25 protein-coding genes are annotated in these 22056 nt (G+C 48.7%); 8 read left to right on the top strand and 17 right to left on the bottom strand.

From position 1 onward, the window contains the following. Positions 1-163 precede the first annotated feature (163 nt). The 7 genes from QP339_RS08505 to QP339_RS08475 all read right to left on the bottom strand — a co-directional run bounded on the left by QP339_RS08505 (position 164) and on the right by QP339_RS08475 (position 4154). The gene (locus QP339_RS08505; RefSeq protein WP_284911153.1) at positions 164-589 is read right to left on the bottom strand and encodes a YrhK family protein; all 426 of its coding nucleotides are present in this window, start codon (positions 587-589) and stop codon (positions 164-166) included. Between the two features lie 450 nt (positions 590-1039). Continuing rightward, complete coding sequence (gene nusG, locus QP339_RS08500; RefSeq protein WP_070430604.1) at positions 1040-1591, bottom strand: transcription termination/antitermination protein NusG; 552 nt, start codon at positions 1589-1591, stop codon at positions 1040-1042. A gap of 98 nt (positions 1592-1689) precedes the next feature. Next, the gene (locus tag QP339_RS08495; RefSeq protein WP_284911146.1) at positions 1690-1905 is read right to left on the bottom strand and encodes a hypothetical protein; all 216 of its coding nucleotides are present in this window, start codon (positions 1903-1905) and stop codon (positions 1690-1692) included. Between the two features lie 13 nt (positions 1906-1918). Then, positions 1919-2641, bottom strand: coding sequence for a hypothetical protein (locus QP339_RS08490; protein WP_284911145.1), 723 nt, complete (start codon positions 2639-2641; stop codon positions 1919-1921). Next, complete coding sequence (locus QP339_RS08485) at positions 2641-3261, bottom strand: DUF1700 domain-containing protein (RefSeq protein ID WP_284911144.1); 621 nt, start codon at positions 3259-3261, stop codon at positions 2641-2643. Before QP339_RS08485 ends, QP339_RS08490 begins: the two co-directional genes overlap by 1 nt. Continuing rightward, entirely contained in the window at positions 3258-3575 is a 318-nt protein-coding gene (locus QP339_RS08480; protein WP_284911143.1) for a PadR family transcriptional regulator, read from the bottom strand. The genes QP339_RS08485 and QP339_RS08480 overlap by 4 nt, the downstream gene beginning before the upstream one ends. Positions 3576-3686: 111 nt before the next feature. Further along, positions 3687-4154 carry a hypothetical protein gene (locus QP339_RS08475; RefSeq protein ID WP_284911142.1) on the bottom strand — a complete coding sequence of 156 codons (468 nt, stop codon included), beginning with the start codon at positions 4152-4154 and terminating at the stop codon, positions 3687-3689. Between the two features lie 233 nt (positions 4155-4387). Between QP339_RS08475 and QP339_RS08470 the strand changes: the two genes are divergently transcribed. Continuing rightward, on the top strand, positions 4388-4588 hold the full coding sequence (locus tag QP339_RS08470) for a hypothetical protein (protein ID WP_284911141.1): 201 nt from the start codon (positions 4388-4390) through the stop codon (positions 4586-4588). 367 nt (positions 4589-4955) lie between these two features. On the opposite strand, the gene QP339_RS08465 is transcribed toward QP339_RS08470, so the two are convergent. The 8 genes from QP339_RS08465 to cysS all read right to left on the bottom strand — a co-directional run bounded on the left by QP339_RS08465 (position 4956) and on the right by cysS (position 10106). Then, a complete protein-coding gene (locus tag QP339_RS08465; RefSeq protein ID WP_070618414.1) occupies positions 4956-5141 on the bottom strand; it encodes a hypothetical protein in 186 nt (61 codons plus the stop codon). A gap of 776 nt (positions 5142-5917) precedes the next feature. Further along, the gene (gene secE, locus QP339_RS08460; protein ID WP_067973991.1) at positions 5918-6091 is read right to left on the bottom strand and encodes a preprotein translocase subunit SecE; all 174 of its coding nucleotides are present in this window, start codon (positions 6089-6091) and stop codon (positions 5918-5920) included. 20 nt (positions 6092-6111) lie between these two features. Then, on the bottom strand, positions 6112-6264 hold the full coding sequence (gene rpmG / locus QP339_RS08455; protein WP_083272431.1) for a 50S ribosomal protein L33: 153 nt from the start codon (positions 6262-6264) through the stop codon (positions 6112-6114). 78 nt (positions 6265-6342) lie between these two features. After that, positions 6343-6951, bottom strand: coding sequence for an RNA polymerase sigma factor (locus QP339_RS08450; protein ID WP_070618411.1), 609 nt, complete (start codon positions 6949-6951; stop codon positions 6343-6345). A 42-nt stretch (positions 6952-6993) separates the two neighbouring features. Then, positions 6994-7515 carry an NYN domain-containing protein gene (locus QP339_RS08445; RefSeq protein WP_070618408.1) on the bottom strand — a complete coding sequence of 174 codons (522 nt, stop codon included), beginning with the start codon at positions 7513-7515 and terminating at the stop codon, positions 6994-6996. 19 nt (positions 7516-7534) lie between these two features. Further along, positions 7535-8287, bottom strand: a complete 753-nt coding sequence (gene rlmB / locus QP339_RS08440; protein ID WP_284911140.1) for a 23S rRNA (guanosine(2251)-2'-O)-methyltransferase RlmB — start codon at positions 8285-8287, stop codon at positions 7535-7537. Continuing rightward, a complete protein-coding gene (locus QP339_RS08435) occupies positions 8274-8687 on the bottom strand; it encodes a Mini-ribonuclease 3 (RefSeq protein WP_284911139.1) in 414 nt (137 codons plus the stop codon). The genes rlmB and QP339_RS08435 overlap by 14 nt, the downstream gene beginning before the upstream one ends. Next, a complete protein-coding gene (gene cysS / locus QP339_RS08430; protein ID WP_284911138.1) occupies positions 8688-10106 on the bottom strand; it encodes a cysteine--tRNA ligase in 1419 nt (472 codons plus the stop codon). It lies immediately after the preceding gene. A 595-nt stretch (positions 10107-10701) separates the two neighbouring features. Here cysS and QP339_RS08425 point away from each other — a divergent pair. Beyond that, positions 10702-10962 (top strand): hypothetical protein, encoded by a 261-nt coding sequence (locus tag QP339_RS08425; protein ID WP_284911137.1) that lies wholly within the window; start codon positions 10702-10704, stop codon positions 10960-10962. A gap of 380 nt (positions 10963-11342) precedes the next feature. Here QP339_RS08425 and QP339_RS08420 read toward each other — a convergent pair whose 3' ends face one another. Continuing rightward, entirely contained in the window at positions 11343-12479 is a 1137-nt protein-coding gene (locus tag QP339_RS08420; RefSeq protein WP_284911136.1) for a DNA/RNA non-specific endonuclease, read from the bottom strand. A 171-nt stretch (positions 12480-12650) separates the two neighbouring features. Here QP339_RS08420 and QP339_RS08415 point away from each other — a divergent pair, with 171 nt between their 5' ends. Next, positions 12651-13985, top strand: coding sequence for a C1 family peptidase (locus QP339_RS08415; RefSeq protein WP_284911135.1), 1335 nt, complete (start codon positions 12651-12653; stop codon positions 13983-13985). Between the two features lie 153 nt (positions 13986-14138). Here QP339_RS08415 and QP339_RS08410 read toward each other — a convergent pair whose 3' ends face one another. After that, the gene (locus QP339_RS08410; protein WP_070817357.1) at positions 14139-15347 is read right to left on the bottom strand and encodes an AI-2E family transporter; all 1209 of its coding nucleotides are present in this window, start codon (positions 15345-15347) and stop codon (positions 14139-14141) included. A gap of 504 nt (positions 15348-15851) precedes the next feature. On the opposite strand from QP339_RS08410, the gene QP339_RS08405 reads away from it, so the two are divergent. The 5 genes from QP339_RS08405 to QP339_RS08385 all read left to right on the top strand — a co-directional run bounded on the left by QP339_RS08405 (position 15852) and on the right by QP339_RS08385 (position 21225). Further along, positions 15852-16853: an isocitrate/isopropylmalate dehydrogenase family protein gene (locus QP339_RS08405; RefSeq protein WP_284911134.1), complete on the top strand. Its 1002-nt coding sequence runs from the start codon at positions 15852-15854 to the stop codon at positions 16851-16853. Between the two features lie 1000 nt (positions 16854-17853). Beyond that, positions 17854-18918 carry a TRAP transporter substrate-binding protein gene (locus QP339_RS08400; protein WP_284911133.1) on the top strand — a complete coding sequence of 355 codons (1065 nt, stop codon included), beginning with the start codon at positions 17854-17856 and terminating at the stop codon, positions 18916-18918. Continuing rightward, complete coding sequence (locus tag QP339_RS08395) at positions 18905-19411, top strand: TRAP transporter small permease (protein ID WP_070619347.1); 507 nt, start codon at positions 18905-18907, stop codon at positions 19409-19411. Before QP339_RS08400 ends, QP339_RS08395 begins: the two co-directional genes overlap by 14 nt. Continuing rightward, complete coding sequence (locus QP339_RS08390; protein WP_284911132.1) at positions 19411-20715, top strand: TRAP transporter large permease; 1305 nt, start codon at positions 19411-19413, stop codon at positions 20713-20715. Before QP339_RS08395 ends, QP339_RS08390 begins: the two co-directional genes overlap by 1 nt. 147 nt (positions 20716-20862) lie before the next feature. Beyond that, positions 20863-21225 carry a PTS glucitol/sorbitol transporter subunit IIA gene (locus QP339_RS08385; protein WP_070619342.1) on the top strand — a complete coding sequence of 121 codons (363 nt, stop codon included), beginning with the start codon at positions 20863-20865 and terminating at the stop codon, positions 21223-21225. Positions 21226-22056: the final 831 nt, after the last annotated feature.

Genomic DNA, 22056 nt, shown 5'->3' with positions numbered 1-22056 from the left:
AAATCCTCCTTTAAATCGTAACGATTACGATATAAAATATACCGGGAAGAATCTTGCTTGTCAAGACAAATCGTAAATATTACGATTTAATTTTTAAAAGAAAAAGCAGCCATTAACTTTTTTTTGCTAATAGCTGCTTTATCCTTCGAAGTTCCAACCTGCATCAGTCCTGGTGCTTGTCATCTGCTTCGTAATATTCATGGTTGTAGGCGTCACCCAGATAGTCTCCATCTTGTTGGTCGCCTTTTTGACTGTACTTAACTTGGAATAATTTCTTCTTATCGAGATTGGCTTCATCACGCCGGCGCTTGCTAGGGTCTTGGTTGTAGATATGGATATTATGGATGAGTTTAATAATCGGACGCATGACGAAGGAGAAACCCCCAATTAAGAAAAGCGTATTCCCATAAATCGCCGGCGCTCCGAAAAAATTACAGATGCTCCCAATGAAATACAAGCTCCCGGTAAAAATATCATTGAGTAGTGAAATGATTGTATAGACATTCTGGAAGTAAAGACGAAGTGGACCTAGCTTGACAACAATGTCCTCTTCAGTCTGTGGCTCCATCTCATAAGATTTCCGCTCCATTTGGGCCACGATAGCACCTCCTTTTTCTCTTCTTTATAGCATTTCCCCTCGCCAAAAGCAAAGAAAGGCCCTCTTCCACACTTAAGCAAGGAAGGCGAGTGTAACAAAAATCATTCCTAGCGTCTAGCTTGAGCCTCCCTTAGAAGTAAATCGGCCATCCATCTTCCCTTCGTTCACTTTTTAGCATCGTTTTAAATAGCGTGTATGAGCATCCCTTACGCTTTGATCGTGACCGTTAAGCAGCCACCCAGTAAGTTGTCCCCAGAGATCTTAAAACATGCTGACTCACTACTATTTATCTTCTTAAAGCCCATAACAAGCAAAAGCAATAGCTGCCCATAGAAGGCACAAAAAGGCTCCCTTAAAGTAGAGTTTGCTTGTTTACTCTAAGGGAGCTTATAACTTGTTCGATAGTCATTTTAGCATCTAAGGGCTGGCGTCAGCGTCGTATTATAGTTTATCTACTTGGTCAAACTCCACTTCTGCTACCGTTTCGCGGCCGAACATTTCAACCACAACCTTGAGCTTCTCTTGGTCTTCTGCAATCGATTCAATCCGACCTTCCAAACCGTCGAAAGCCCCATCGATCACACGGACCATTTCGCCCACTTCAAAGTGGATGTCCCGTTTAACTACTTCGCCTTGGGAACGGAGCAGGCGATGAACTTCATCATCCAAAAGGGGAGTTGGTTTAGACCCTTGGCCATGGGAACCTAGGAAGCCCGTCACATTCGGCGTGTTCCGAACCACGAACCAAGCCTCATCTGACATGATCATTTCGACGAAGACATAGCCCGGGAAGATCTTATCCTTAACAACCTTTTGTTTGCCCGTCTTGGTCTCTTCCACGTGCTCAGTTTCTGGCACTACAGCGCGGAAGATATAGTCTTCCATCCCCATGGAGGTGATCCGCATCTCCAAGTCTTCCCTAACCTTGTTCTCATAGCCTGAATAGGTATGGAGGACATACCATTGCTTGGCACTTTCAACTGTTTCTACCATTATTTCGCGCTCCTTTTTCTAAATTTTACCTGAATAAAAAACCTCCCCCTAGGAGAAGGTTTTTTGACGAAATTTTCCACGCCTTTATTGTAGCATAGCTAAGGCGCCAATTCAAAAGAATTTGACAGGCTGGATAGGTAGACCTGGATCTGGAAGTGGGGTCCCCATTGCCCTGCTGGTCCACGCTCGATCTTTATGTAAGAAGACCGGTTGGGGCTAGGGAGCACAGGCAAGACTCGGATGGACTGGCAGGCATAAAAGATCAAAGCCAACGCTAACACCCCCAAGATAACTGGTCGAATGCCTTTCTTCATGACAGCTGCCCCCTTAGTTTGTCGTCGTGACATCAATGGCCGAGTAATCTACCTTAAGCTGGACTTCCTGGTCGCCCTTGCCCAACTTATAGAGGATGGCCCCTTGTTGGCCTGCTGGAAGATAGTGCATCTCACCAGCATTTAGACTGAGCCCTAATTGCCCCTCCAAGACAGCGAAAGCGAGGTCCGTCCGGTCAAAATCGAAGTCCCCATCAATATATCCCGCTTGTACTTGCATGGGATAGGAATGGTCGCCCTTCAAGTCGACTTCGGCATGGTCCGCTTCCAGAGCTAAATGCTCGAGGCTAGCCTGGCTATCTAAGTCAAGATAGGCTGACTTCAGGTCCAACTTAGTCTGGTCAAAGTCCGGCCCATAAAGGGTAATCTCCAGCGGGTAGTTGCGGTCCTTAGTAGGGGATTGGATGGTCAACTGGCCCCCTTCGTAGTTAACCTTAGCCGCATCGGCACCTGGCAGGTCTTGGACTTGGACCCGGTAGTCTTCTGCCGGCTGGATATGGACACTAGCTTCCGATTGGCTCTCTACAGCCAAGCTTTTGACGCCTTCTTTTAAGTCCTCATCATAGATGGTTTGGCGATTGTCGGTCAGCTCTTCCTGGTAGAAGCGGTTGAGCTCAGCTGCCACATGGTCATAATCACTGATAAAGAAAGACAGCGTGCCAATCACTAAGGCGATAAGTCCCGTTAAAGCAATCCCCCATAGAATTCTCTTCTTCATTAGTAAGCACCTCTCTTACGGCGCCATTGGAAGGCATACCAGGCGTTCATTAGCCCCCGAATACACCAACGAATGGCTGCATACAAGGAATAAATCAACAGTAAGGTCAGACAGATTAAGAAGATAGCCAGACAGAGCTTGGTCACAAGGCTCAGGTCGTTAACTAAGCCAATATTGACGACTCCATTGTTGAAGAGGTCCGGGCGAAAGACACTGACTAGGACCGAAGTGCCAAGGACAGCGGCTGTCAAGATAATCGCTAACCAGATACTGACCACACTCACAAGCAGAGAGAACACAACGGAGAGAAAGGCTAGGATAAAGGGGAGGGCGGCGAGGAACAAGACAAGTTTCCAGAACCAGTGTAGCTTTCGCGGCCGTTTCTCTTCATTAAGGGCCAAGGCCCCTTCCTCATCGATAAAGACCCGCTCATTATCCAGGTAGTCAACAGCAATCTCCCGGGGTGAACCCAGTTCTTGGCTGATTTCTTCTTCTGACTTCCCCTGGGCCAGGCCCATCTCATAGTGTTCCAAATAATCTTGTCGGATGTCAGCAATCACCGAATCCGGCAGCCGCCTCAAGTAATAGGTCAATAGGTCCAAAAATTCTTCTTGTCTCATTCTGACTCCCCTCCTAAAAAGGCACTGACCTTAGCTGCAAAGGTCTCCCACTCCAGGCGCTGGGCTTGGAGGGCCTGGGCACCTTCAGCCGTCAATTCATAATACTTCCGAGCGGGTCCCGACTCCGATTCCTGCATGTAGGTGGTCAGGAGCCCCTCCTTCTTCAAACGTCGGAGCAAGGGATAGACTGTTCCTTCACTCATCTGGATATGCTTGGAGATCTCCTGGACCAATTCATAACCATAACAATCTCGCTCGGCCAGCTGGTGGAGAACCATCATCTCCAAAACCCCCTTCTTTAACTGACTATTCATCTCCACACCTCACTATCTTGTATTACACACTAGCTTCAACTAAAGTATAGCACGCTAGCTTGTAATGCACAATAGGTAAGAAGAGAAAACTTTAAAGCAATTCTGTGTTATTTAGAATTTCATGACTTTATCGCTTTTCAGCAATCTCTCAACAGCTTCCTGGTCTTCTAATGAGAAGGTCAATTCATCGCGACGGAATTTATGGCTAAAGAATAGCACTAAGGAATCCTCTTTCCTTGTCAGTCGATAGTTCAGCACTTCTGCATAAGACTGTTCTTTTGCCGTAAGCCCCGCAAAGCCACCAAGTTTAACTCGGTGGTAATAAGCATGGTCACCCAAGCCGGTCGTTTCTGGTGCTAGACAGAAGATTATTCCTAGACCAAGAAATAGAGCTAGCTGACTAAGAGATGGACTGATCGATAGGCCAAAAACCAAAAAGCAAAGGCTGATTATATAGTAAGTAAGCTTTACAGGTCGACTATATTTTTCTTTGATTCTAATCCGCTTGATGGTCCTAAACTGATGGTATAGGACAAAAACTTCCAATAAATAAAATGTTAATAGTCCATAAATGCTCATCAGAACTTTCACCTCTATTCGAAAATCATTTCATCAAAATACGCTTAAGATATAATGGCTAACTACTATCAATTGAAGACCTTTTACTCATATGTTAAGATAAATGTGTAATTCACAGCACTATATAAAAATTAGTTAGAAGCAATATTACTTTTTAAACGTTCAGTATGGATCTAGAATCTTAAACTTTCGCATGCACTTATAAATGTATCGTCAACTTGGAAGGGATAATTATGAAAAAGAAACAAACTTCTAGAACTATGGGAATTGTTATGCCAATGATTTTATTAGTTACTTTAGGCTTTAAAGACACGCTAGGTGTTTTAGGCTCAACGCTTTTAGGTGGATTTTTAGGTTTTATTTCACATAAAGCTTGGGCGAAAGATATCCAAGAAGCTAAAGAACAAGCAAAGAACAATTCTGATAAGATTTAAAATAATATTATTAAGTACACAAAGACTTTTTTAGCATCGAACGCTTAAGAGGAGGCCGGGACAAAAGCTCCGGCCTCTTTTAAAAATAACGAACTTTTTTGGCAAAAATCTGTTCCAAAAGTCAATCCTGATATCCACTTCACGAACTATGTCCAAACGTTTGCCTACGCTTTCCCATAGTTCACGGACGGTTGCTATAGCTGTTCGACGCGCAGCGAGTTATAGATATAGTATGCGTTAGCTGGTGCAGGGCTGATCGACTTTTGTAACACTCTCTTTAGGCCTTTTACTTTGAGTAATTGAACTAAACAGACAACACTCATCTGCTAGAGCTAAAAATGAACTTTACCTAACATTTAAAATTTAACTACTCATCTTTTCGTTTATCTATTCGTCTAAAAATTAAACGAAGTAAAAAAAATAAAAATACTAAAAATAAACCAAAAAATTCTAAGTATTTATTATTAGGTAGAAATAAAATTAAGCTAATGTATATAATTATAGCAAGCCAAAAATAAATATTTAAATATCTATCTCTTTTTTTATTTTTCATGTTAGATCCCCCTTTGTGAGATAGCATACCATAGCTAAATTTGTGAACTAAGGAATATACCCACGGTCGGTCTTTTAAACTTTCTTACATATAAGATATGCTACATAGATTTTCAAAAAATTCTAAATCTATTTATCTGAATTATTCTTCAGCAGATGCATATTTTAAACAGAATTAGCTCGAAAGGGAGTCTGTTGACTTACCTTCGAGCTAATTTTAGTACTTTTTTATTTGGGACTAACATATTCTCTGACTCTGTGCTCCAGAGGTCTTTTTCTACCGCCAGCCCTCACACCCTGTCTAGTCGGGTTCGGTCTGGCAGCTTTCGTGTCACTTCACAAGTCCCCGACGCAGTCTTTCAGACTGCTTTGGGGACTTGCTCCAGTGAACGAAAGCTAACCGCCAGCCCTCACACCCTAGTTGGATTCAGGCTAGCAGAAATAGCTCCTCTTCACCAAAAGTCGCCGAAGACTTTCAGTCTTCTCTGGCTTTTGGCTCCAGAGGTCTATTTCTCCCGCTAGCCTTCACACCCTTTCTAGTTGGGTTCGCAGTTGCAATCTTGAAGTGACTTCACCCAATCGGAACGATCGGCTAAAGCCGCTCTTTTCCGCTTGGGCTCCAGTCATTCAAGACTGAACGCAACTGCTCACACCCTAGTCAGGTTCGCAAGAGCAGCTTTGGAGTGCTTTCGCAAGTCGGGAACGTGCAAGCGTGGCTTGCCCTTATCCCGACTTACTCCAAGCATCCAAAGCTAACCGCTCTTGCTCACACCCTTATTACAATTGAATGAACCAACCGAAGAGCATGGTGACTAGTTCATCGACAACGCCGAGGTAGATGGCGGCGATGAGGATGGTGATTAAGACGATTCCTGTGTCGCGCATGAGTTGCTTGCCAGACGGCCATTCAACCATACGCATTTCATGAAAGACTCCTTTGATAAAACTCATCTTCTGCTTCCTCTCTTATCCTATTTGGTCTGTTGGTGCAAAGTATGGCCCTTGCAGTGGCGGCAGAATTTTTTGACTTCGAGTCGTTCTGTCCGGTTGGCTGGATTGCTCTTCACTGTATAGTTACGGGAGCCACACTTTGAGCATGCGAGTATAATTTTTTTGGTTGCCATCCTGCTGCCCCATTTCTATCTAATTTCATATACTTGGTTATAGTAACGATTTTTGGAGCTTTTGTCAAACTTGATTAGTCAATGGTCACGCTTATTTTCCTTAATTAGCTGGACCAATTTAGACTTGGCTCGGTAGAAGGCAGTACGGCTAGACTTCGTCCCGATACCTAGCTCCTTGCCGATAGTTTGCCAGTCCAAGCCTTCTAGGTAAGCGGCTAGGACAGCCCGCTCCATGGGGGACAAGGCACTCTCAAAACAATCGAGATAATAATGAAAGGCATAGGCAGCCTGGGGATCATGGTCGACATGGGCATAGGCGGCCAGTTGGTCTTCCAGTTGAGCGACGGGACAGTTAATGGACACCGAGGGATCGGGCATCCGCCGCTTCTCTGTTTGGTAGTGGCGGTAGATATTACAAATTAAATAGCGCAGGCAGTTGGCATAGAAGGTGTAGAAACTCGCTTGTCCTGCCTCGCCCGCCTGGTAGCGGTTGACGCATTCAAAGAGCTGGTGCCCAGCCTCCTGGAGAAAGTCATCATAGTCCATATAGCCCCGCACCTTGGGATAAAAGTGACCCATCAAAGGGCGGTAGTGCCAGTAGAGTTCACTGAAGGCTTCCTCTTGTCCCTGGCTAGCAGCTTGGCAAAGTTTATGGTCAGTAGTGGCACGGTTCTTCCAAGTAGTCATGGTATCCTCCCTAGTATAGGCAGGATTACTTATCAGAAGAAGTTATTTAGAGAGATCTTCTAAGAGAGACTTCAAGTCACGCATCTGCTGGTAGGACCAGGGCACCATCCGCTGGTAGGCATTGGGATCATAGTTCTCATCCCCCTGGCTAATGTCGAGCTGGGTCTTCTGGATGTCGCGCCAGAGCTCGTTAGCCGACTTGCGCAGGGCTCCCTTCTGGAAGACCATGCGCTGTTCCGCTAAGTCACTGGTGGCAACGGTCACATTGCGCAAGACACCCACCATCTCGTCCATCATGGCTTCAATGTAAGCATCCGCAGTCTCCTTCTCAGCGGTATAGACCACATGAAGCTTGTACTGGTCATAGGTCTGGGAGAGGCCGGGGACGAACATGGCGTCGAAGATAACCCAGGTCTCATAGTTATGGTAGGCGGCATAGTTAGACAGGAGTTCCAGTAAGAGGTCCCGGGCCTCCTCGATCTGGTCTTGGTCCTTGAGCCGTTTGAGTGGAGGCCAGGAGCCAATCATATTATAGCCATCGACAATTAATCGGTTTCGCTTCATACTGACCTCCTCTATCAGCTTAAGAACGTTTGGCGTAGACTTGGTACATTAAGAGGGCAGCAGCCACGCTAGCATTCAGGCTCTGGACATGACCGCGCATAGGGATGGTAAGAGTTCCATCCAAGTGTTTCTTGAGGCCAGGCGAAATGCCCTTACCTTCGTTACCAATCACCAGGGCTAGAGGCAGGGTCGCATCCATCTGCCAGTAGTTCTGCCCCTTCATGTCGGTCCCGAAGACCCAGACGCCCGCCTCCTTCAATTGGCGGACACACTGGGAAAGATTGGTCACCCGGGCGACAGGCACGTGTTCAATGGCGCCGGTCGAAGTCTTAGCCACCGTCTGGGTCAAGCCCACTGCCCGGCGCTCAGGAATAATCAGGCCGTGGCAGCCAACTGCATCCGCTGTCCGCAAGATCGAGCCCAAATTGTGGGGGTCTTCAATCCCATCTAAGATTAAGAAGAAAGGATCTTCTTCCCGGTCGCGGGCCCGCTGGAAGAGGTCTTCCAAGCTGGCATATTGGTAGGCGGCTACTGCCACTACTAGGCCTTGATGGTTGCCCCCATCACTCAGCTGGTCTAGCTTGGCCTTGGGCAGCTCTTGGAAGGTCACGCCTTCCTTCTTACAGGCGCGGACAATCTGCTGGCGGCGTTTGTCTTGGAGGCCCTTTTGGATAAAGACCTTGTTGACATCCCGGTCCGAATGTTCCAAGACCTCCATACCGCTGTGAAAGCCGATGACAAAGTCTTGGCCGGAACTCTTACTTTCTTTCATGATCAATTCGCTCCTCTATAATGGCCAGGCACTCCTGGCTCAAGTCTTCAAAACGTCCTTGGGGCTGGATCAAGTACAAGTAACCCATCAAGGCTTCAAAGCCCGTGGCCACCCGGTAGTCCTGCTTGCTGGCATTCTTGGCCGAAGTATGGGGGGAGGCATTCCGTCCCCGCTTATAAATGCGGATCTCTTCCTCAGTCAAGCGGTCCTCTTCAAGCAAGACCTCCATGGCCTGGGCCTGGCCGCGTGCGCTCACATAATGGGTGGCTGCCTGGTGGAGGTCCTTGGGCCGGGTCAAGCCGGTCTCTAGAAGCATCTGGCGGACACAGATCTCCCAAGCGGCATCCCCCATATAGGCCAGGGGCAGGCCGCTCAGTTGTTTAATTGCTTGGTCCTTCATCTACTCACTTCTTCTCCAACGGGTACCTTGGGGCGTATCATCCAGGATAATCCCTTCCGCCTTCAATTGGTCGCGGATAGCGTCACTGCGGGCATAATCCTTGTTGGCCCGAGCCTGGTCGCGTTCCTCAATCAAAGCTTGAATGTCATCATCCAAGAGTTCTTTATCTTCAGTAAAGGTCACTCCAAAAATTCCTAAAAGCTCAAGGTAGAGGTCGCGGTAAGCTTGGAGAACTACTTTAGAGACTTGGTCTTCCTCTAAGTAAAGGTTAATCTCCCGCATCAATTGGTAAATCACGGTCAAGCCATTAGGGGCGTTGATGTCATCGTCCATGGCTTGGATAAAGTCCGCCTGGAACTGGTCGCGCTTGGCCAGGGCTGAATTATCATCAGCCAACTGGTCAACCGCACTCTCTAGACGGTAGTTGATATTCTGATAAGCAATCCGGAGACGTTCTAAATTCTTCCGTGCATCGTCAAGACTTGACTCGCTGAATTTAAGGGGACTGCGGTAGTGGGCGCTGGATAGGAAGAAGCGGATAACTTGCGGATCGACTTCTTGAATTAAATCATGGGCCAAAACGAAGTTCCCTAGGGATTTACTCATCTTCTCACCATCATCACCAATCGTCACAAAGCCATTATGCATCCAATAGTGGGCAAAAGGCTGGCCAGTCTTGGCTTCTGATTGGGCAATCTCATTCTCGTGGTGGGGGAAAATCAAGTCATGGCCCCCGCCGTGGATATCAATGGTATCAGCCAAATACTTGGTTGCCATAACCGAGCATTCGATATGCCAGCCGGGACGGCCTTGGCCCCAGGGGGATTCCCAGGAAGGTTCGCCTGGCTTAGCCGCCTTCCACAGGGCAAAGTCCACACTGTCTTCCTTCTTGGCCTGGGAGTCAATCCCTACCCGTTCGCTGGCCCCCTCGCGCAAGTCATCAATCGACTGGTCGGACAGGCAGCCATAGTGGTCGAAGCGGCGAGCCCGGTAGTAGACATCGCCTTCAAGCTCATAAGCATAGCCCTTGGCAATCAGGTCTTCGACGAAGGCGATAATATCGTCCATGGTCTCTACCACCCGGGTATTGCGGGTCGCCCGCATGACATTGAGGGCATCGGTGTCGCCATAGTAAGCTTCAATATACTTATCCGCCACTTCCTTGGCACTGATCCCTTCTTCATGGGACCGCTTGATAATCTTATCATCAACGTCCGTAAAGTTGGATACAAAGTTGACCTCATAGCCGCGGTATAAGAAATAGCGACGAATGGTATCAAAGGCAACAACACTGCGGGCATTGCCGATGTGGATATAGTTATAGACAGTGGGTCCACAGACATACATGGAAATTTTGCCGTCTTCAATGGCTTTAAATGCTTCTTTTTGATTGGTTAAGGTGTTGTAAATCTTCAACATGCACTTACCACCCTTCTCTGGATTACAAGTAGTATTCAATGTTCTTAACTTCTATTCTATCATCTTTATGACAAGTTCAAAAGTAAACATCTTACTTCTTGTAAGAAAGGCTACAATAAGTCTGGCTTGCGGATCATCAAGCTAGCACGCCTCCGAGAGCTCATTGCGCCTCCAGTATAAGAAATCTCTTTCTTGTCTTCAAATACTCTTTGGCAGGCCTTGTAAAGATTGCTCAGTTTATCGCCCATACAGGCCATGCCAAAGCGTCGGATCTGGCATGGCCTTTGAAATAAAATCCATTATAAGCAGTTTGCCCCTTCTTTTATTGATATGTAAATCTTTTCATCACAAAAAGCGATAAGAAAAATCAACTTGCTCGCTTCTTGCACTTTTAAAAGAAATAGGACTTAAAAGTCCGCTAAAAAGACAAAAAACAGGCAAAAACGCCCGGCTTAGCTGGCAAGCCTTCACCTAAGATTTACAAATCGAAAGCTTGAAAATTAAAAACATCCCCTCTCACCTCTCCCCTTCAGAAAAAAACTGTGATAGACTAAGCTTGAACCCATCAAACAAAGAAAAATTAGGAGTTAAAGATATGAAGAATCAATTGAAATTAGGGCTCTGCCTCCTCTCCCTTCTCAGCCTAGTCGCTTGCAATAAGGTGAGCCGCGAAGAAGAGCCAGCAGCTAGCCAAGAGAGCCAAGAAGTCAAATCAGGCCAAACCCAACCCATCGTCGAAGACAATGCCGATGGGGCTTCAAGCCCCGAAGCAAACCCTGAAACATCTTCTAGTCAAACAGAAAGAACCAATCAAGAAGTCCCTATCGATAGCCAGAAGCCAACGATAAACAATTAAGGGTGTGAAGGCTAGCGGGAGAAATAGACCTCTGGAGCCAAAAGCCAGAGAAGGCTGAAGGCCTTCGACGGATTTTGGTGAAGAGGAGCTATTTCTGCTAGCCTGAATCCAACTATACAAGGGTGTGAAGGCTAGCGGGAGGAATAGACCTCTGGAGCCAAAAGCTAGAGAAGACTGGAAGTCTTCGATAGATTTTGGTGAAGAGGAGCCCTTTCTGCATCCTCGAACCCGACTAGAGTGTGAAAGCCACTTCTTCTCATCACCAAACCCTGCTAATCATCTTATTAACCGTTTTAATCTCTAAGCATTTAAACTTTAACCACAAAAATCCAGCTGCCGGTCTGCTTGCAGCTGGATTTTTTGAATAGATAATGATTCTTCTATTCTCGAGGGAGCGAGGGCAAGTCATCCCTCTCTAAAGGCCCTTCCTGACCACGGCTTGCCCCTGTCCGGTAGTCAATAGCAACTTGGGGTTGCCGGTTGGGCACGAAGACATTGAATTTAATCCCCGCTCCATTATCTTCAATGGAGAAAGCTTCCATATAGACCCCCGACGCTAGCATGTTCTCGCCTTCAAAGACCGGGGTCACCCGGTAGCGGACATGGTTGTTGGTCTCTTCAATATAATTGGCCACATAGTTCTCGAAGGGCAACATACCTTCCACATTGAAGTAGCGGGTCCCCGTCATGAGGTTGCGGATATTGGCATTCTCGCCGGTTAACTGGTAGCCAATCAGATGGCTACGGTTGTAGAGCCAGCCCCCATCAACTGTCGGGTACTTGGCCTGCTTCCATCCTGTCGGCCGAATCGACGAAATATCCCCTCGGTCCTCGTCTGGCATGAGCTCCTGACCGAGAACCGCATTGGCCGCTGTTACCCGGCCATAAGTATCCAATTGCCCGTAGTCCTCATAGGCCTGGGTGGAGGAGATATCTGCGTTGCTGAAGTGGGGGATATTGCTGTTGACAGCCACATAGGTCTGGTCAGCCGGAACCTGGGGCACCACACCCCCTGCTTCCGGCTCTGGATCATTAGGTGCTGGTGGCGCCGTCCGATCCTTGCCAGGCAGGTTACCACTTTCTTCCCCTGTTTGGGCAGGCAGTTCGGGATAGCGGAGCCGGTCATCCCCCGACCGGGAGGCGGAAGACGTCTGGTTAGTACGCTCTGCCTGATCCGAGCGCTGGGCTTGAGAAGAGGAACTTTGGGGCGAATCGCTGGGCAAGTTCTGGGGCGCTGGACTAGCCGACACCACCAGGAGGATTACTGTCGACACCACCGCCAGGATAACCGCCAAATTCCGCCAGCGCTTGTTTCGCCTAATATTCAAGGCCGAGAAGATCGCGCTCAGCACAGCAAAAGTCGCTAGAGCCGCCTTGAGGTCATTGGTCGCGATTAGGCCTAAAACCCCATTGAGCGCTGTGAAGGCCGTAATCCGCCGCTTGGTCAGGCTCCGCTGCCAGTAGTAGAACATGAAGCCTAAGCTCAGTAATAATATCAAAGAAAAAATAACTTGCATTCCGCTACCCCCATCCGAAAAAAAGTCTGCCTCTATTCTAGCAAAAAAGAAGCGAACTTGCATTCGCTTTTTTATTAAGCTTTCACTTGTTTTAGGTTAGCCTAATTGTCAACTGGACCTGTCTTTGTTAGAATAAGACTTGTAATCTAGCTTAATAAAGGAGCGATTCGAATGATTAACCAAGAATTGAGACAAGTTTTTAAAGAAAAATATGAAAAAGACCCGACTAACCGGGCCATCCAGCATGCCATTCACCAGGTCGGCATCCAAGAAGCCAGCCTGAATGCGGATATCCGCCGCCACCATCCCTTCGCCTTCTCCGAAGAAACCAAACGGGGAAAAATCACTGACCAAAAATCGAGCGGCCGCTGCTGGATGTTCTCTGCCCTCAACACGGCCCGGGTCCATGTGATGGAGAAACTTAACCTGGAAAGCTTCGAATTCTCACAAAACTATACCCTCTTCTGGGACAAGCTGGAGAAAGCCAATTACTTCCTCAACAGCATCATTGAAACTGCCGACCGCGAGCTCAATGACCGACTGATCTGGCACCTCCTCCAAGCTCCCCAAGAAGACGGCGGCCAATGGGAAATGTTCGCCGGTATCCTCAATAAATATGGGAGTGTTCCTAAAGAAATTATGCCGGAAAGCTTCCATTCTTCTAACACACGCCTCCTTAACGAAACACTTAACAATAAGCTCCGGGAATTCGCCTATGGGCTCCGCCAAGCTGCTCAAGCTGGCCAAAGCCAAGACGACCTAGCCAAGAAGCGGGACGAACAACTCTACTTCGTCTACCAATTGCTGGTCAAGGCATTGGGTCCGGTGCCTGAAGTCTTCGACTACAGCTACCGCGACAAGGACGGCGACTACCACAAGCTCCAAGGGCTCACACCACAAGATTTCTTCCAACAATATGGCGGCATCGAGACCGAAGACATGGTCAGCCTCATCAATGCCCCAACCCAAGACAAACCCTATGGCAAGACCTTCACCGTCGACTATCTGGGCACCATCGCCGAAGAAAAACCGATCAAATACCTCAATGCGCCGATCGATGTGCTCAAGGAAGCAGCCATTGCAGCCATCAAGGATGGAGTTCCTGTCTGGTTCGGTTGCGATGTGGGCAAGTCCAGCTACAGCAAGTGGGGAATCATGGACACCGAGCTCTTCGACTATGAAGCCACTCTCGGCGACAGCCTAAATCTCAGCAAAGAAGCCCGCCTCGACTACGGGGTCAGCGTCCTCACCCATGCCATGGTATTGGTCGGCGTGGACCTAGATGCAGACGGCCAAGCCCTCAACTGGAAGGTTGAAAATAGCTGGGGTAAGAAGGTCGGCGACGACGGTATCTTCAGCATGTCCGACAAGTGGTTCGACGAATACAACTACCAAATCACCCTACCTAGCCGCTACCTGCCAAGCGACTGGCAAGGCAAGTACGACCAAGAGCCGATCCACCTCGCCCCATGGGATCCAATGGGGTCACTAGCTAAGCACCAATAGAAACTATTGCTTTCTATTTTTTGGGGGCTAGTCGCCACAAAAGATAATCGCTTTAAAAGCCTCCCCTCGAGCCGAATTGGTCCGAGGGGAGGCTTATTTGATTTTTTAACAAATCGTGTTGGTGAGTAATATTCGCTCCTAGCTAGATACGATCTAGTCCTCTAGCTGGTCCAGGTAATCAGACTGGTAAAGCGATTCGAGGAAAGGGATCTTAGCCTTGTCTTGGCTGGATCCCGGTCCTTGCAAGCGGTCGCGGTAGCGCATGTCTTTTTGGACCATGAGGTAGAACATGGAAGCCAGTGGAACGCCCAGGATCATGCCAAGGACGCCGGCTACGCCCCCACCGATGGTCACAGCAACGAGAACCCAGAGGCCAGGTAAGCCGATGGAGTTCCCCACGACGAAGGGATAGATCAGGTTTCCCTCCAATTGTTGGATCACCACGATGAAGATCAAGAAGATGACCATCTGGGAGAAGGAATTGGTCAGGAGGAGCAAGGCACCGATCCCGGCAGACACATAGGCCCCCAGAATAGGGATGAAGGCCAGGACTGCGGTTAGGGCCCCAATCATTCCGGCATAGGGCAATTGAAGGACCCACATCCCGGCTGCCACCAGGGAACCCAGGATCGCTGCTTCAACGGTTTCCCCTGCAATAAAGTTAGAGAAACTGTGGTGGGCCAAGCCAACCACATTCAGAATAAAGTTACTGTGGCGGGGAGTACAATAGTTGGTCACCAGGTGGCGGAATTGCTTACCCAACTTCTCCTTGGATGAGAGCAAGTAGACCGAGAACATCAAACCTAGGACCCAGTTCATCACGGCTGAAGCAGAAGTCGCCGCCATGGAAAGTAGGGACTGGAGAGTAGACTGGGCAAAGCTGGTCGCTGCCTGGCCTAAGCGTTGGGTAATGTTTTGAATATCGAAATCAATCCGGTTGATCATGGTAAGGACTTGGGGGAAGCGGTCTGCCAGGTCAAAGAAAAACCGTTCGATGTCGCGAATCAAGGCTGGTACGGCATAGATAAAAGTCGTTACCGCATTCACCGCCTGAGGCACAACCAACATCAATACAGAGATCACTACTAAGATAATCGTTAAGAAGGCTAAGACCATGGCCAGTCCCCGGCGCAAACCATCCAACCAGGCTTTCTCCGTATTGGGGAAGAGCCACTTCTCATACTTATTCATTAGGATGTTAACCACATAAGCAATAGCACAGCCCAAGATCAAGGGGTAGGCCACGCCACGCAAGGTGGCAAAGATCGATAGGGTACTCTGCCAGTTGACAATAATTAAAACGAGCAAGGCCGTCAAGAGTAAAAATTTGAGAACCATCCGCTCGATTGCTTTGATTTTCATTTCATATCCTCCAAATTAGTCGGGTTCGCAAGAGCAGACTTGAAGTGATTTCAGCTCACCGAAACGACTGACTACCGTCAGCCTTTTTCGATGCGCCTCCAATCATTCAAGTCTAAGCGCTCTTGCTCACACCCTTTCTTAGTTGGGTTCGACTTGGCAGCTTTCGTGTCACTTCACAAGTCTCCGCCGCAGTCTTGCAGACTGCTCTGGTGACTTGCTCCAGTGAACGAAAGCTAAACGCCAAGTCTCACACCCTGTGTAGTTGGGTTCGACTTGGCAGAAAGGGTGTGACTTCAGAAAAGCGTAACGACCGGCTAAAGCCGTTCTTATCCGCTTTTCTTCCAGCCAACCCTTTCTAAGCGCCAAGTCTCACACCCTGTATAAACAATTGCATTGCTTTCATTTTATCACCTCCCCAAGCGCCTAGCAAGTCAAGAAAGCGCTCGCAATCACTTCCTGCTTCTGTCATAATATAGATAAAAATAAATAAAGGAGCGATTGTAAATGACACGTGTCACATTGATTCCTGGCGATGGCATCGGCCCTGAGATTGCCGATGCCACCGTCCAAGTCCTAGAAGCAGCCGGTGCCGATATCGAATGGGAAATCCGCCAAGCTGGTCAAGCCGTCTATGAGATGACGGGCGAGCTTATCCCTGAAGCGGTCTTCCAAAGCATTGAAGCCAATGGTCTAGCCCTCAAAGGCCCCATGACAACGCCTATTGGAACTGGCTTCCGCAGTGCCAACGTGGCCTTGCGCAAGAAGTATGACCTCTACGCCAACCTCCGTCCGGTCCGCTCGCTCGGCCAAGTCCCCTCTCTCTTCGATGATCTGGACCTGGTCCTCTTCCGGGAGAATACAGAGGACCTCTATGCTGGTGTCGAAGAGAAGGTTTCTGATGACGTCATGCACAGCATCAAGATCATCAGCCGCCATGCCTCCGAACGCATTATCCGCCAGGCCTTCGACTATGCCCAAAAGCACCAGCGCCAACATGTCACAGTAGTCACTAAGGCCAACATCATGAAACTCAGCGATGGCCTCTTCCTGGATACCGCACGCCAAGTCGCTAAAGACTATCCCGATATCCCACTCAAGGAAGTCTTGGTCGATAACATGGCCATGCAGTTGGTCATCAATCCCAAGCAATTCGATGTCATCGTCACGGAAAACCTCTACGGCGATATCCTCTCCGACCTCATGGCAGGCTTGATCGGTGGCTTGGGTCTGGTTCCCGGTGCCAATATCGGTGACAACTTAGCCATCTTCGAAGCTGTCCACGGCTCTGCCCCAGACATTGCGGGCCAAGGCAAGGCCAATCCCACCGCCATGATTTTGAGCGCCTGCCTCCTCCTCGACCACATCGGCCAAGACGACTGCGCCCAAAGCATCCGCCAGAGCCTGGACCGAGTCCTCAGCCGCAAAGAGAACCTAACCGCAGACCTCGGCGGCCCAGCCAGCACTGCCGACTTCTACCAAGCCCTCCGCCAAGATCTAAGGGTGTGAGCAAGAGCGTTTAGCTTTGGATGCTTGGAGTAAGTTGGGATAAGTACAAGCCACGCTTGCACGTTCCCAACTTGCGAAAGCACTCCAAAGCTGCTCTTGCGAACCCGACTAAGGGTGTGAGCAGAGGCGCTAAGAAAGGGATGACTGGAGGCAAATAGGATAAGAGCGGCTGCAAGCCGATCGTTCCACTTTGCTGAAGTCACTCCCTTTCTGCCTCTGCGAACCCGACTAAGGGTGTGAGAGGGCGCGCGGGTAACTTCCTTTCACTGGAGCAAGTCACCAGAGCAGGCTATAAGACTGCGGCGGAGACTTGTGAAGTGACAAGGAAGCTGCGCGACCGAACCCGACTAAGGGTGTGAGGGCTGGTGACTCGGTTACAACTACTAGCTAACATACAATCAGAACTTGCGAGTGTGGCTTGGCAATGACCGACACCCAAACAATGCCCTCAAGTGTGGATTCACTCTGCTCGACACTCAATCAAATGCTCCGAGTGTGGGTTGACGGCGACCGACACACAAACAACATCCTCAAGTGTGGATTCACTCTGTTCAACATTCAATCAGGGCTTGCGAGTGTGGATTGATAGACCGAACCCGACTAAGGGTGTGAGGAAGAGCGGTAGAAGAGGAGCCACTTCTGCCAGACCGAACCCAACTAGAGGATGCGGGAGAAAGAAATAATTTTTTTACGGGCATGCTATAGAGAGGCTGGATCTTTTGTTCTAGCCTCTTAGTTTTTTTACTTCTCTATCCTTTCGTGCTAGCGACTAGTCATTAAAGAAGCTTTCTATTAGCAGCTCACTTTGAGCAGGAGCCAATAATCCCGTCCACTTCAGCCAAGCGCTCTGATGATTTATATCACCCCCAACTCTCATAATCTTAGAAATAATTAATGAAAACGATTAACACCTCTTCAAAGATTTATTGTATAATAGTGTGTAAGCGTCACCAGCTTCTGGCTAGGTGGCTCTATTTATTATGAAGGAGTGTGATTAGACATGAGAAAGCGGCGTTTACTGAGTCAATTTGCTATTATTGTGAGTATTTTAAGCGTCCTTGTCATGCTTGTTTTGCCTGAGCAAGTGCAGGCCGAACAAAAACAGCGGATTATCCGCATCGCCCATAACCAATCATCCAACCACCCCACCCATATCGGGATGGAAGCTTTCGAGAAATATATCGAGCAGGAATTGGGCGACAAGTATGATGTTCAGATCTACCCCAGTGAGCTCTTAGGAACCCAAACCAATATGGTCCAGCTCACCCAAACCGGGGCGATTGAGATAACAGTGGCATCCAACTCGATCCTGGAAACCTTCAACCAACAGTTCCAGATCTTCAACCTGCCCTATCTCTTCGAAACCCCAGAGATTTACCATGCCGTGATGAATGACCCTGAAATTGTCGGGCCCATCTTCAACGGGACAGAAGAATCAGGCTTTATCACCAAGGCCTGGCTAGATGCTGGTACCCGGAACTTCTATGTGACCAAGGGACCGATTGAGAAACCATCTGACCTCTCAGGGCTCAAGATCCGGGTCCAACAATCCCCTACCAATGTCCGCATGATGGAACTCCTCGGTGGCTCTGCTACACCAATGGGCTTCGGAGATGTTTACACCGCCATCCAATCGGGCGTTATCGATGGAGCGGAGAACAATGAGCTCGCGCTAACCGAGAACGGCCACGGAGATATTGTGAAGAATTATTCCTATACCCTCCACCAAATGATTCCAGACGAAGTGATCGTTAACAGCCGCTTCCTCGACGAATTACCAGCTGAAGACAAAAAAATCTTCGACCATGGCTTCCAGATCATGCAGGATACCCAACACCAGGCTTGGCAAGAAAAAGTAGAAGAAGCCAAGGAAAAAGCTGAAAAGGACATGGGGGTTAAGTTCAACTATCCCGATACAGCACCTTTCCGTGAAGCGGTCATGCCTCTTCACAAAGAAGTCCTTGAGGCCAATCCTTCCTTAGAAAAAATCTACAAACAAATCGAAGAAAAGGCTAAGACCGTCAAGGCTGAAGACAAGGAGGCGCAGGCAGATGCAAAAAATTAGACATATTCTAGACCAGATCATGCGTGTCTTCAACGCCCTAACTTTAGGCTTGATGACACTCTTAACCGTCTGGCAAGTCTTCACCCGCTACCTCCTCCATGCCCCATCGACCTGGTCAGAAGAGCTCGCCTCTTATATGTTCGCATGGGTGACCATGTTCGGGGCTGCCTATGTCTTCGGCAAGCGGGAACACATGAATATCCCTGTTATCCTAGAACGTTTCTCAGCCAAGACACAAAAAGCCCTCAACCTCTTCAGCGAAGCCTTGATTTTTGTCTTTGCTGTTGTGGTCTTAATCTATGGCGGAATTGAAATCACTTCCCTTACGATGGGGCAGATGTCATCCTCCCTGCCGCTGCCGATGGGTTACTTCTATGCAGTGATCCCTTTGAGTGGTCTCTTCATTGCCCTCTACAGTGTGCTTAACATTTATGACATCTACCAAAAACCCCTCGCTGCTTTTGATTCTGCTAAGAAGGAGGAAGACATCTAATGGCTATTCAATCTTTAATTATTATGATCGCCCTCTTGGCCATCCTCTTGGTCTTGGGAATTCCGATTGCCATTGCGATTGGGATTTCAGCGATTGGCGCGATCCTACCTACCATGTCCTTAGAAACTACTGTCATTACGGCGGCCCAGCGGATCTTCTCAGGAACTTCAACCTTTACCCTAGTCGCGATCCCCTTCTTCGTTCTGGCAGGAAACATCATGAACCAGGGAGGGATCGCCAAGCGCCTGGTGAACTTCGTGGAAGCCATCGTAGGTAAGATCCCTGGCTCGCTCCTGCTCACCAACGTGGGGGCCAATGCCCTCTTCGGCGCCATCTCAGGTTCAGCCGCAGCAGCCGCGGCAGCAGTTGGCGGCATGGTTCAGGATGGCGAACGCGAGCAAGGCTACGACATGAACCTAGCCGCCGCTACCAACGGGGCCTCAGCTCCTAGTGGGCTCCTAATTCCTCCATCCAATGCCCTCATCACCTACTCCCTCGTCTCTGGAGGAACTTCGGTGGCTGCCCTCTTCATGGCCGGCTACCTACCTGGTTTGATTTGGACTCTAGCCTGTATGGTCGTCGCCTTCATTATGGCCCGCAAAAAAGGCTATCTGGGCGACCAACGCCCCTTTGACTGGAAGCGTCTCGGCAAGGCAACCTTAGATGCCCTCCTCCCCCTCTCCCTCATTATCGTGGTGATTGGCGGGATCATCGCTGGCGTCTTCACTGCCACAGAAGGCTCTGCCATTGCCGTCATCTATGCCCTCTTTATTTCCGTGGTGGTTTACCGGTCCATCGGCTTGAAAGACCTCTACAAGATCTTAGTCGACAGTGCTGAAACCAGCGGGATGGTTGTTTTCCTGATTGGAGTTTCAAATATTCTCAGCTGGGTTATGGCCTTCACCGGGATTCCCCAAGCCATCGCTGGAGCCCTCCTCAGCATCACTGAGAACCCCCTTGCGATCATGTTGATCATTAATATTATCCTCTTGATCTCAGGGACCTTTATGGACGTGACCCCAGCTATCCTAATCTTCACGCCCATCTTCTTACCCATTGCCACTTCCTTTGGCATGTCCCCTGTTCATTTTGGGATTATTATGGTCTATAACCTCTGTATCGGGAATATCACCCCACCCGTTGGCAACACCCTCTTCGTCGCCATCCGCGTCGGCAAGTCGACCCTGGCAGATGTTATGCCTTACATGCTCAGCTACTATGGAGCAATCCTCACTGGTTTACTCCTCGTCACCTACATCCCAGCCATCTCACTCTGGTTACCCGGATTGGCTGGACTCCTATAAGTTTAAGACAAACGAAGTCTCGCATTGCAGACTTCGTTTTTTTAAATGTTTTTTCTAATGTATGCGTTGTCATTGCTATAAGACTAAGTTATACTTGAAGAGAAAAGATTTTTTAGCTCAGGCTTAAATAAAAAGGAGAGACCCAATATGCCAACACAATTCAAAGCCAAAATCGCCAATGTCGGCCAAGCTGTCGACCGCTTCCTCGGAGAAAAACTCCTCCTCGTATTCTCCAACGCTGATGTCATGTCCGAAGTCAAAAACTACAGTGTCCTCATCACAGACATCGACTTCCCAGGCCACATCGAAGCCGGCCAATGTCTCTGCATCTCCGGCCAGTGCTTCGAAATTACCGCAGTCGGTGACATCGCTGAGAAAAACCTCCGCACCATCAACCACGTCACCTTCAAAGCCAACGGTGCAACAGAAGCCGAAATCCCCGGCACCATCTACCTCGAAGACAAGCCCTTCCCCGAAATCAAACAAAACACCTGGATCGAAATAAAATAAGGGTGTGAGACTTGGCGTTTAGACTCAGATGATTGGAGCAAGTAAGGATAAGAGCGAAGCATTCGCTCGTTCCTTACTTGTGAAATCACTCCGAGTCTGCCAAGTCGAACCCAACTATAAGGGTGTGAGGGTGCGCGGTAGGAGTGGACCTCTGGAGCAAAGCACCAGAGAAGACTGAAAGAATTCGCAGGGATTTTGTGAAGAAGAGCCACTTCTACGCGATCGAACCCGACTATAAGGGTGTGAGCAAGAGCGTTTAGCTTTGGATGCTTGGAGTAAGTTGGAATAAGGGCAAGCCCCGCTTGCACCTTTCCAACTTGCGAAAGCGCTCCAAAGCTGCTCTTGCGAACCCGACTACAGGGTGCGGAGGATGGTGCTCAAGCCAACTCCAAGAGAAACATAGCACAATCAATGTATAAAAACATAATATAAGGATCAACAAGCTAGCAAACCCTCGCTAGCTTGTTTTCCTTATGGTGAGGCCAAGCAGCTTGCCTAGCGGGAGACCAACTTGCTAAGCAAGGGGCCATTCGCGAGTTGGTGCGAGTCTACTTGCTAATCAGAGCTCCGTTTGCGAGTTGACGCGACTCTATTTGCTAATCGAAGCCTCGTTTGCAAGTTGGAGCGATCCTACTCGCAAACGGAGGTCCCATTCGCAACTTGCCAAGATCCTACTCGCAAACAAGATCATCATTCGCAACTTGCCAACCCCTACTCACAAACAAACATCTCATTAAAAAGTTCGCGATCAACTCCCCGCTAACAACCAGAAAAAGCCAACAAAACAACCCCATTAGGGGTGTTTTGCTGGCTTTCAGCTTTTCTAGATTC

The organism is Aerococcus sp. UMB7834, assembly GCF_030215145.1.
Lineage (GTDB): Bacteria > Bacillota > Bacilli > Lactobacillales > Aerococcaceae > Aerococcus.
The sequence above is the reverse complement of the archived record's forward strand: the minus strand, read 5'-3'. Positions and strand labels throughout refer to the sequence as shown.

Excerpts from the sequence above, each read along its gene's own strand:
- QP339_RS08395 (WP_070619347.1), top strand. The coding sequence starts at position 18,905 with ATGCAAAAAATTAGACATATTCTAGACCAGATCATGCGTGTCTTCAAC.
- QP339_RS08450 (WP_070618411.1), bottom strand. The coding sequence starts at position 6,951 with ATGACTACTTGGAAGAACCGTGCCACTACTGACCATAAACTTTGCCAA.
- rpmG (WP_083272431.1), bottom strand. The coding sequence starts at position 6,264 with ATGGCAACCAAAAAAATTATACTCGCATGCTCAAAGTGTGGCTCCCGT.
- QP339_RS08480 (WP_284911143.1), bottom strand. The coding sequence starts at position 3,575 with ATGAATAGTCAGTTAAAGAAGGGGGTTTTGGAGATGATGGTTCTCCAC.
- nusG (WP_070430604.1), bottom strand. The coding sequence starts at position 1,591 with ATGGTAGAAACAGTTGAAAGTGCCAAGCAATGGTATGTCCTCCATACC.
- rlmB (WP_284911140.1), bottom strand. The coding sequence starts at position 8,287 with ATGAAAGAAAGTAAGAGTTCCGGCCAAGACTTTGTCATCGGCTTTCAC.
- QP339_RS08505 (WP_284911153.1), bottom strand. The coding sequence starts at position 589 with ATGGAGCGGAAATCTTATGAGATGGAGCCACAGACTGAAGAGGACATT.
- QP339_RS08475 (WP_284911142.1), bottom strand. The coding sequence starts at position 4,154 with ATGAGCATTTATGGACTATTAACATTTTATTTATTGGAAGTTTTTGTC.
- QP339_RS08495 (WP_284911146.1), bottom strand. The coding sequence starts at position 1,905 with ATGAAGAAAGGCATTCGACCAGTTATCTTGGGGGTGTTAGCGTTGGCT.
- QP339_RS08490 (WP_284911145.1), bottom strand. The coding sequence starts at position 2,641 with ATGAAGAAGAGAATTCTATGGGGGATTGCTTTAACGGGACTTATCGCC.
- QP339_RS08390 (WP_284911132.1), top strand. The coding sequence starts at position 19,411 with ATGGCTATTCAATCTTTAATTATTATGATCGCCCTCTTGGCCATCCTC.
- QP339_RS08470 (WP_284911141.1), top strand. The coding sequence starts at position 4,388 with ATGAAAAAGAAACAAACTTCTAGAACTATGGGAATTGTTATGCCAATG.
- QP339_RS08420 (WP_284911136.1), bottom strand. The coding sequence starts at position 12,479 with ATGCAAGTTATTTTTTCTTTGATATTATTACTGAGCTTAGGCTTCATG.
- QP339_RS08415 (WP_284911135.1), top strand. The coding sequence starts at position 12,651 with ATGATTAACCAAGAATTGAGACAAGTTTTTAAAGAAAAATATGAAAAA.
- QP339_RS08445 (WP_070618408.1), bottom strand. The coding sequence starts at position 7,515 with ATGAAGCGAAACCGATTAATTGTCGATGGCTATAATATGATTGGCTCC.
- QP339_RS08405 (WP_284911134.1), top strand. The coding sequence starts at position 15,852 with ATGACACGTGTCACATTGATTCCTGGCGATGGCATCGGCCCTGAGATT.
- QP339_RS08485 (WP_284911144.1), bottom strand. The coding sequence starts at position 3,261 with ATGAGACAAGAAGAATTTTTGGACCTATTGACCTATTACTTGAGGCGG.
- QP339_RS08435 (WP_284911139.1), bottom strand. The coding sequence starts at position 8,687 with ATGAAGGACCAAGCAATTAAACAACTGAGCGGCCTGCCCCTGGCCTAT.
- secE (WP_067973991.1), bottom strand. The coding sequence starts at position 6,091 with ATGAGTTTTATCAAAGGAGTCTTTCATGAAATGCGTATGGTTGAATGG.
- cysS (WP_284911138.1), bottom strand. The coding sequence starts at position 10,106 with ATGTTGAAGATTTACAACACCTTAACCAATCAAAAAGAAGCATTTAAA.
- QP339_RS08400 (WP_284911133.1), top strand. The coding sequence starts at position 17,854 with ATGAGAAAGCGGCGTTTACTGAGTCAATTTGCTATTATTGTGAGTATT.
- QP339_RS08385 (WP_070619342.1), top strand. The coding sequence starts at position 20,863 with ATGCCAACACAATTCAAAGCCAAAATCGCCAATGTCGGCCAAGCTGTC.
- QP339_RS08425 (WP_284911137.1), top strand. The coding sequence starts at position 10,702 with ATGAAGAATCAATTGAAATTAGGGCTCTGCCTCCTCTCCCTTCTCAGC.
- QP339_RS08410 (WP_070817357.1), bottom strand. The coding sequence starts at position 15,347 with ATGAAAATCAAAGCAATCGAGCGGATGGTTCTCAAATTTTTACTCTTG.
- QP339_RS08465 (WP_070618414.1), bottom strand. The coding sequence starts at position 5,141 with ATGAAAAATAAAAAAAGAGATAGATATTTAAATATTTATTTTTGGCTT.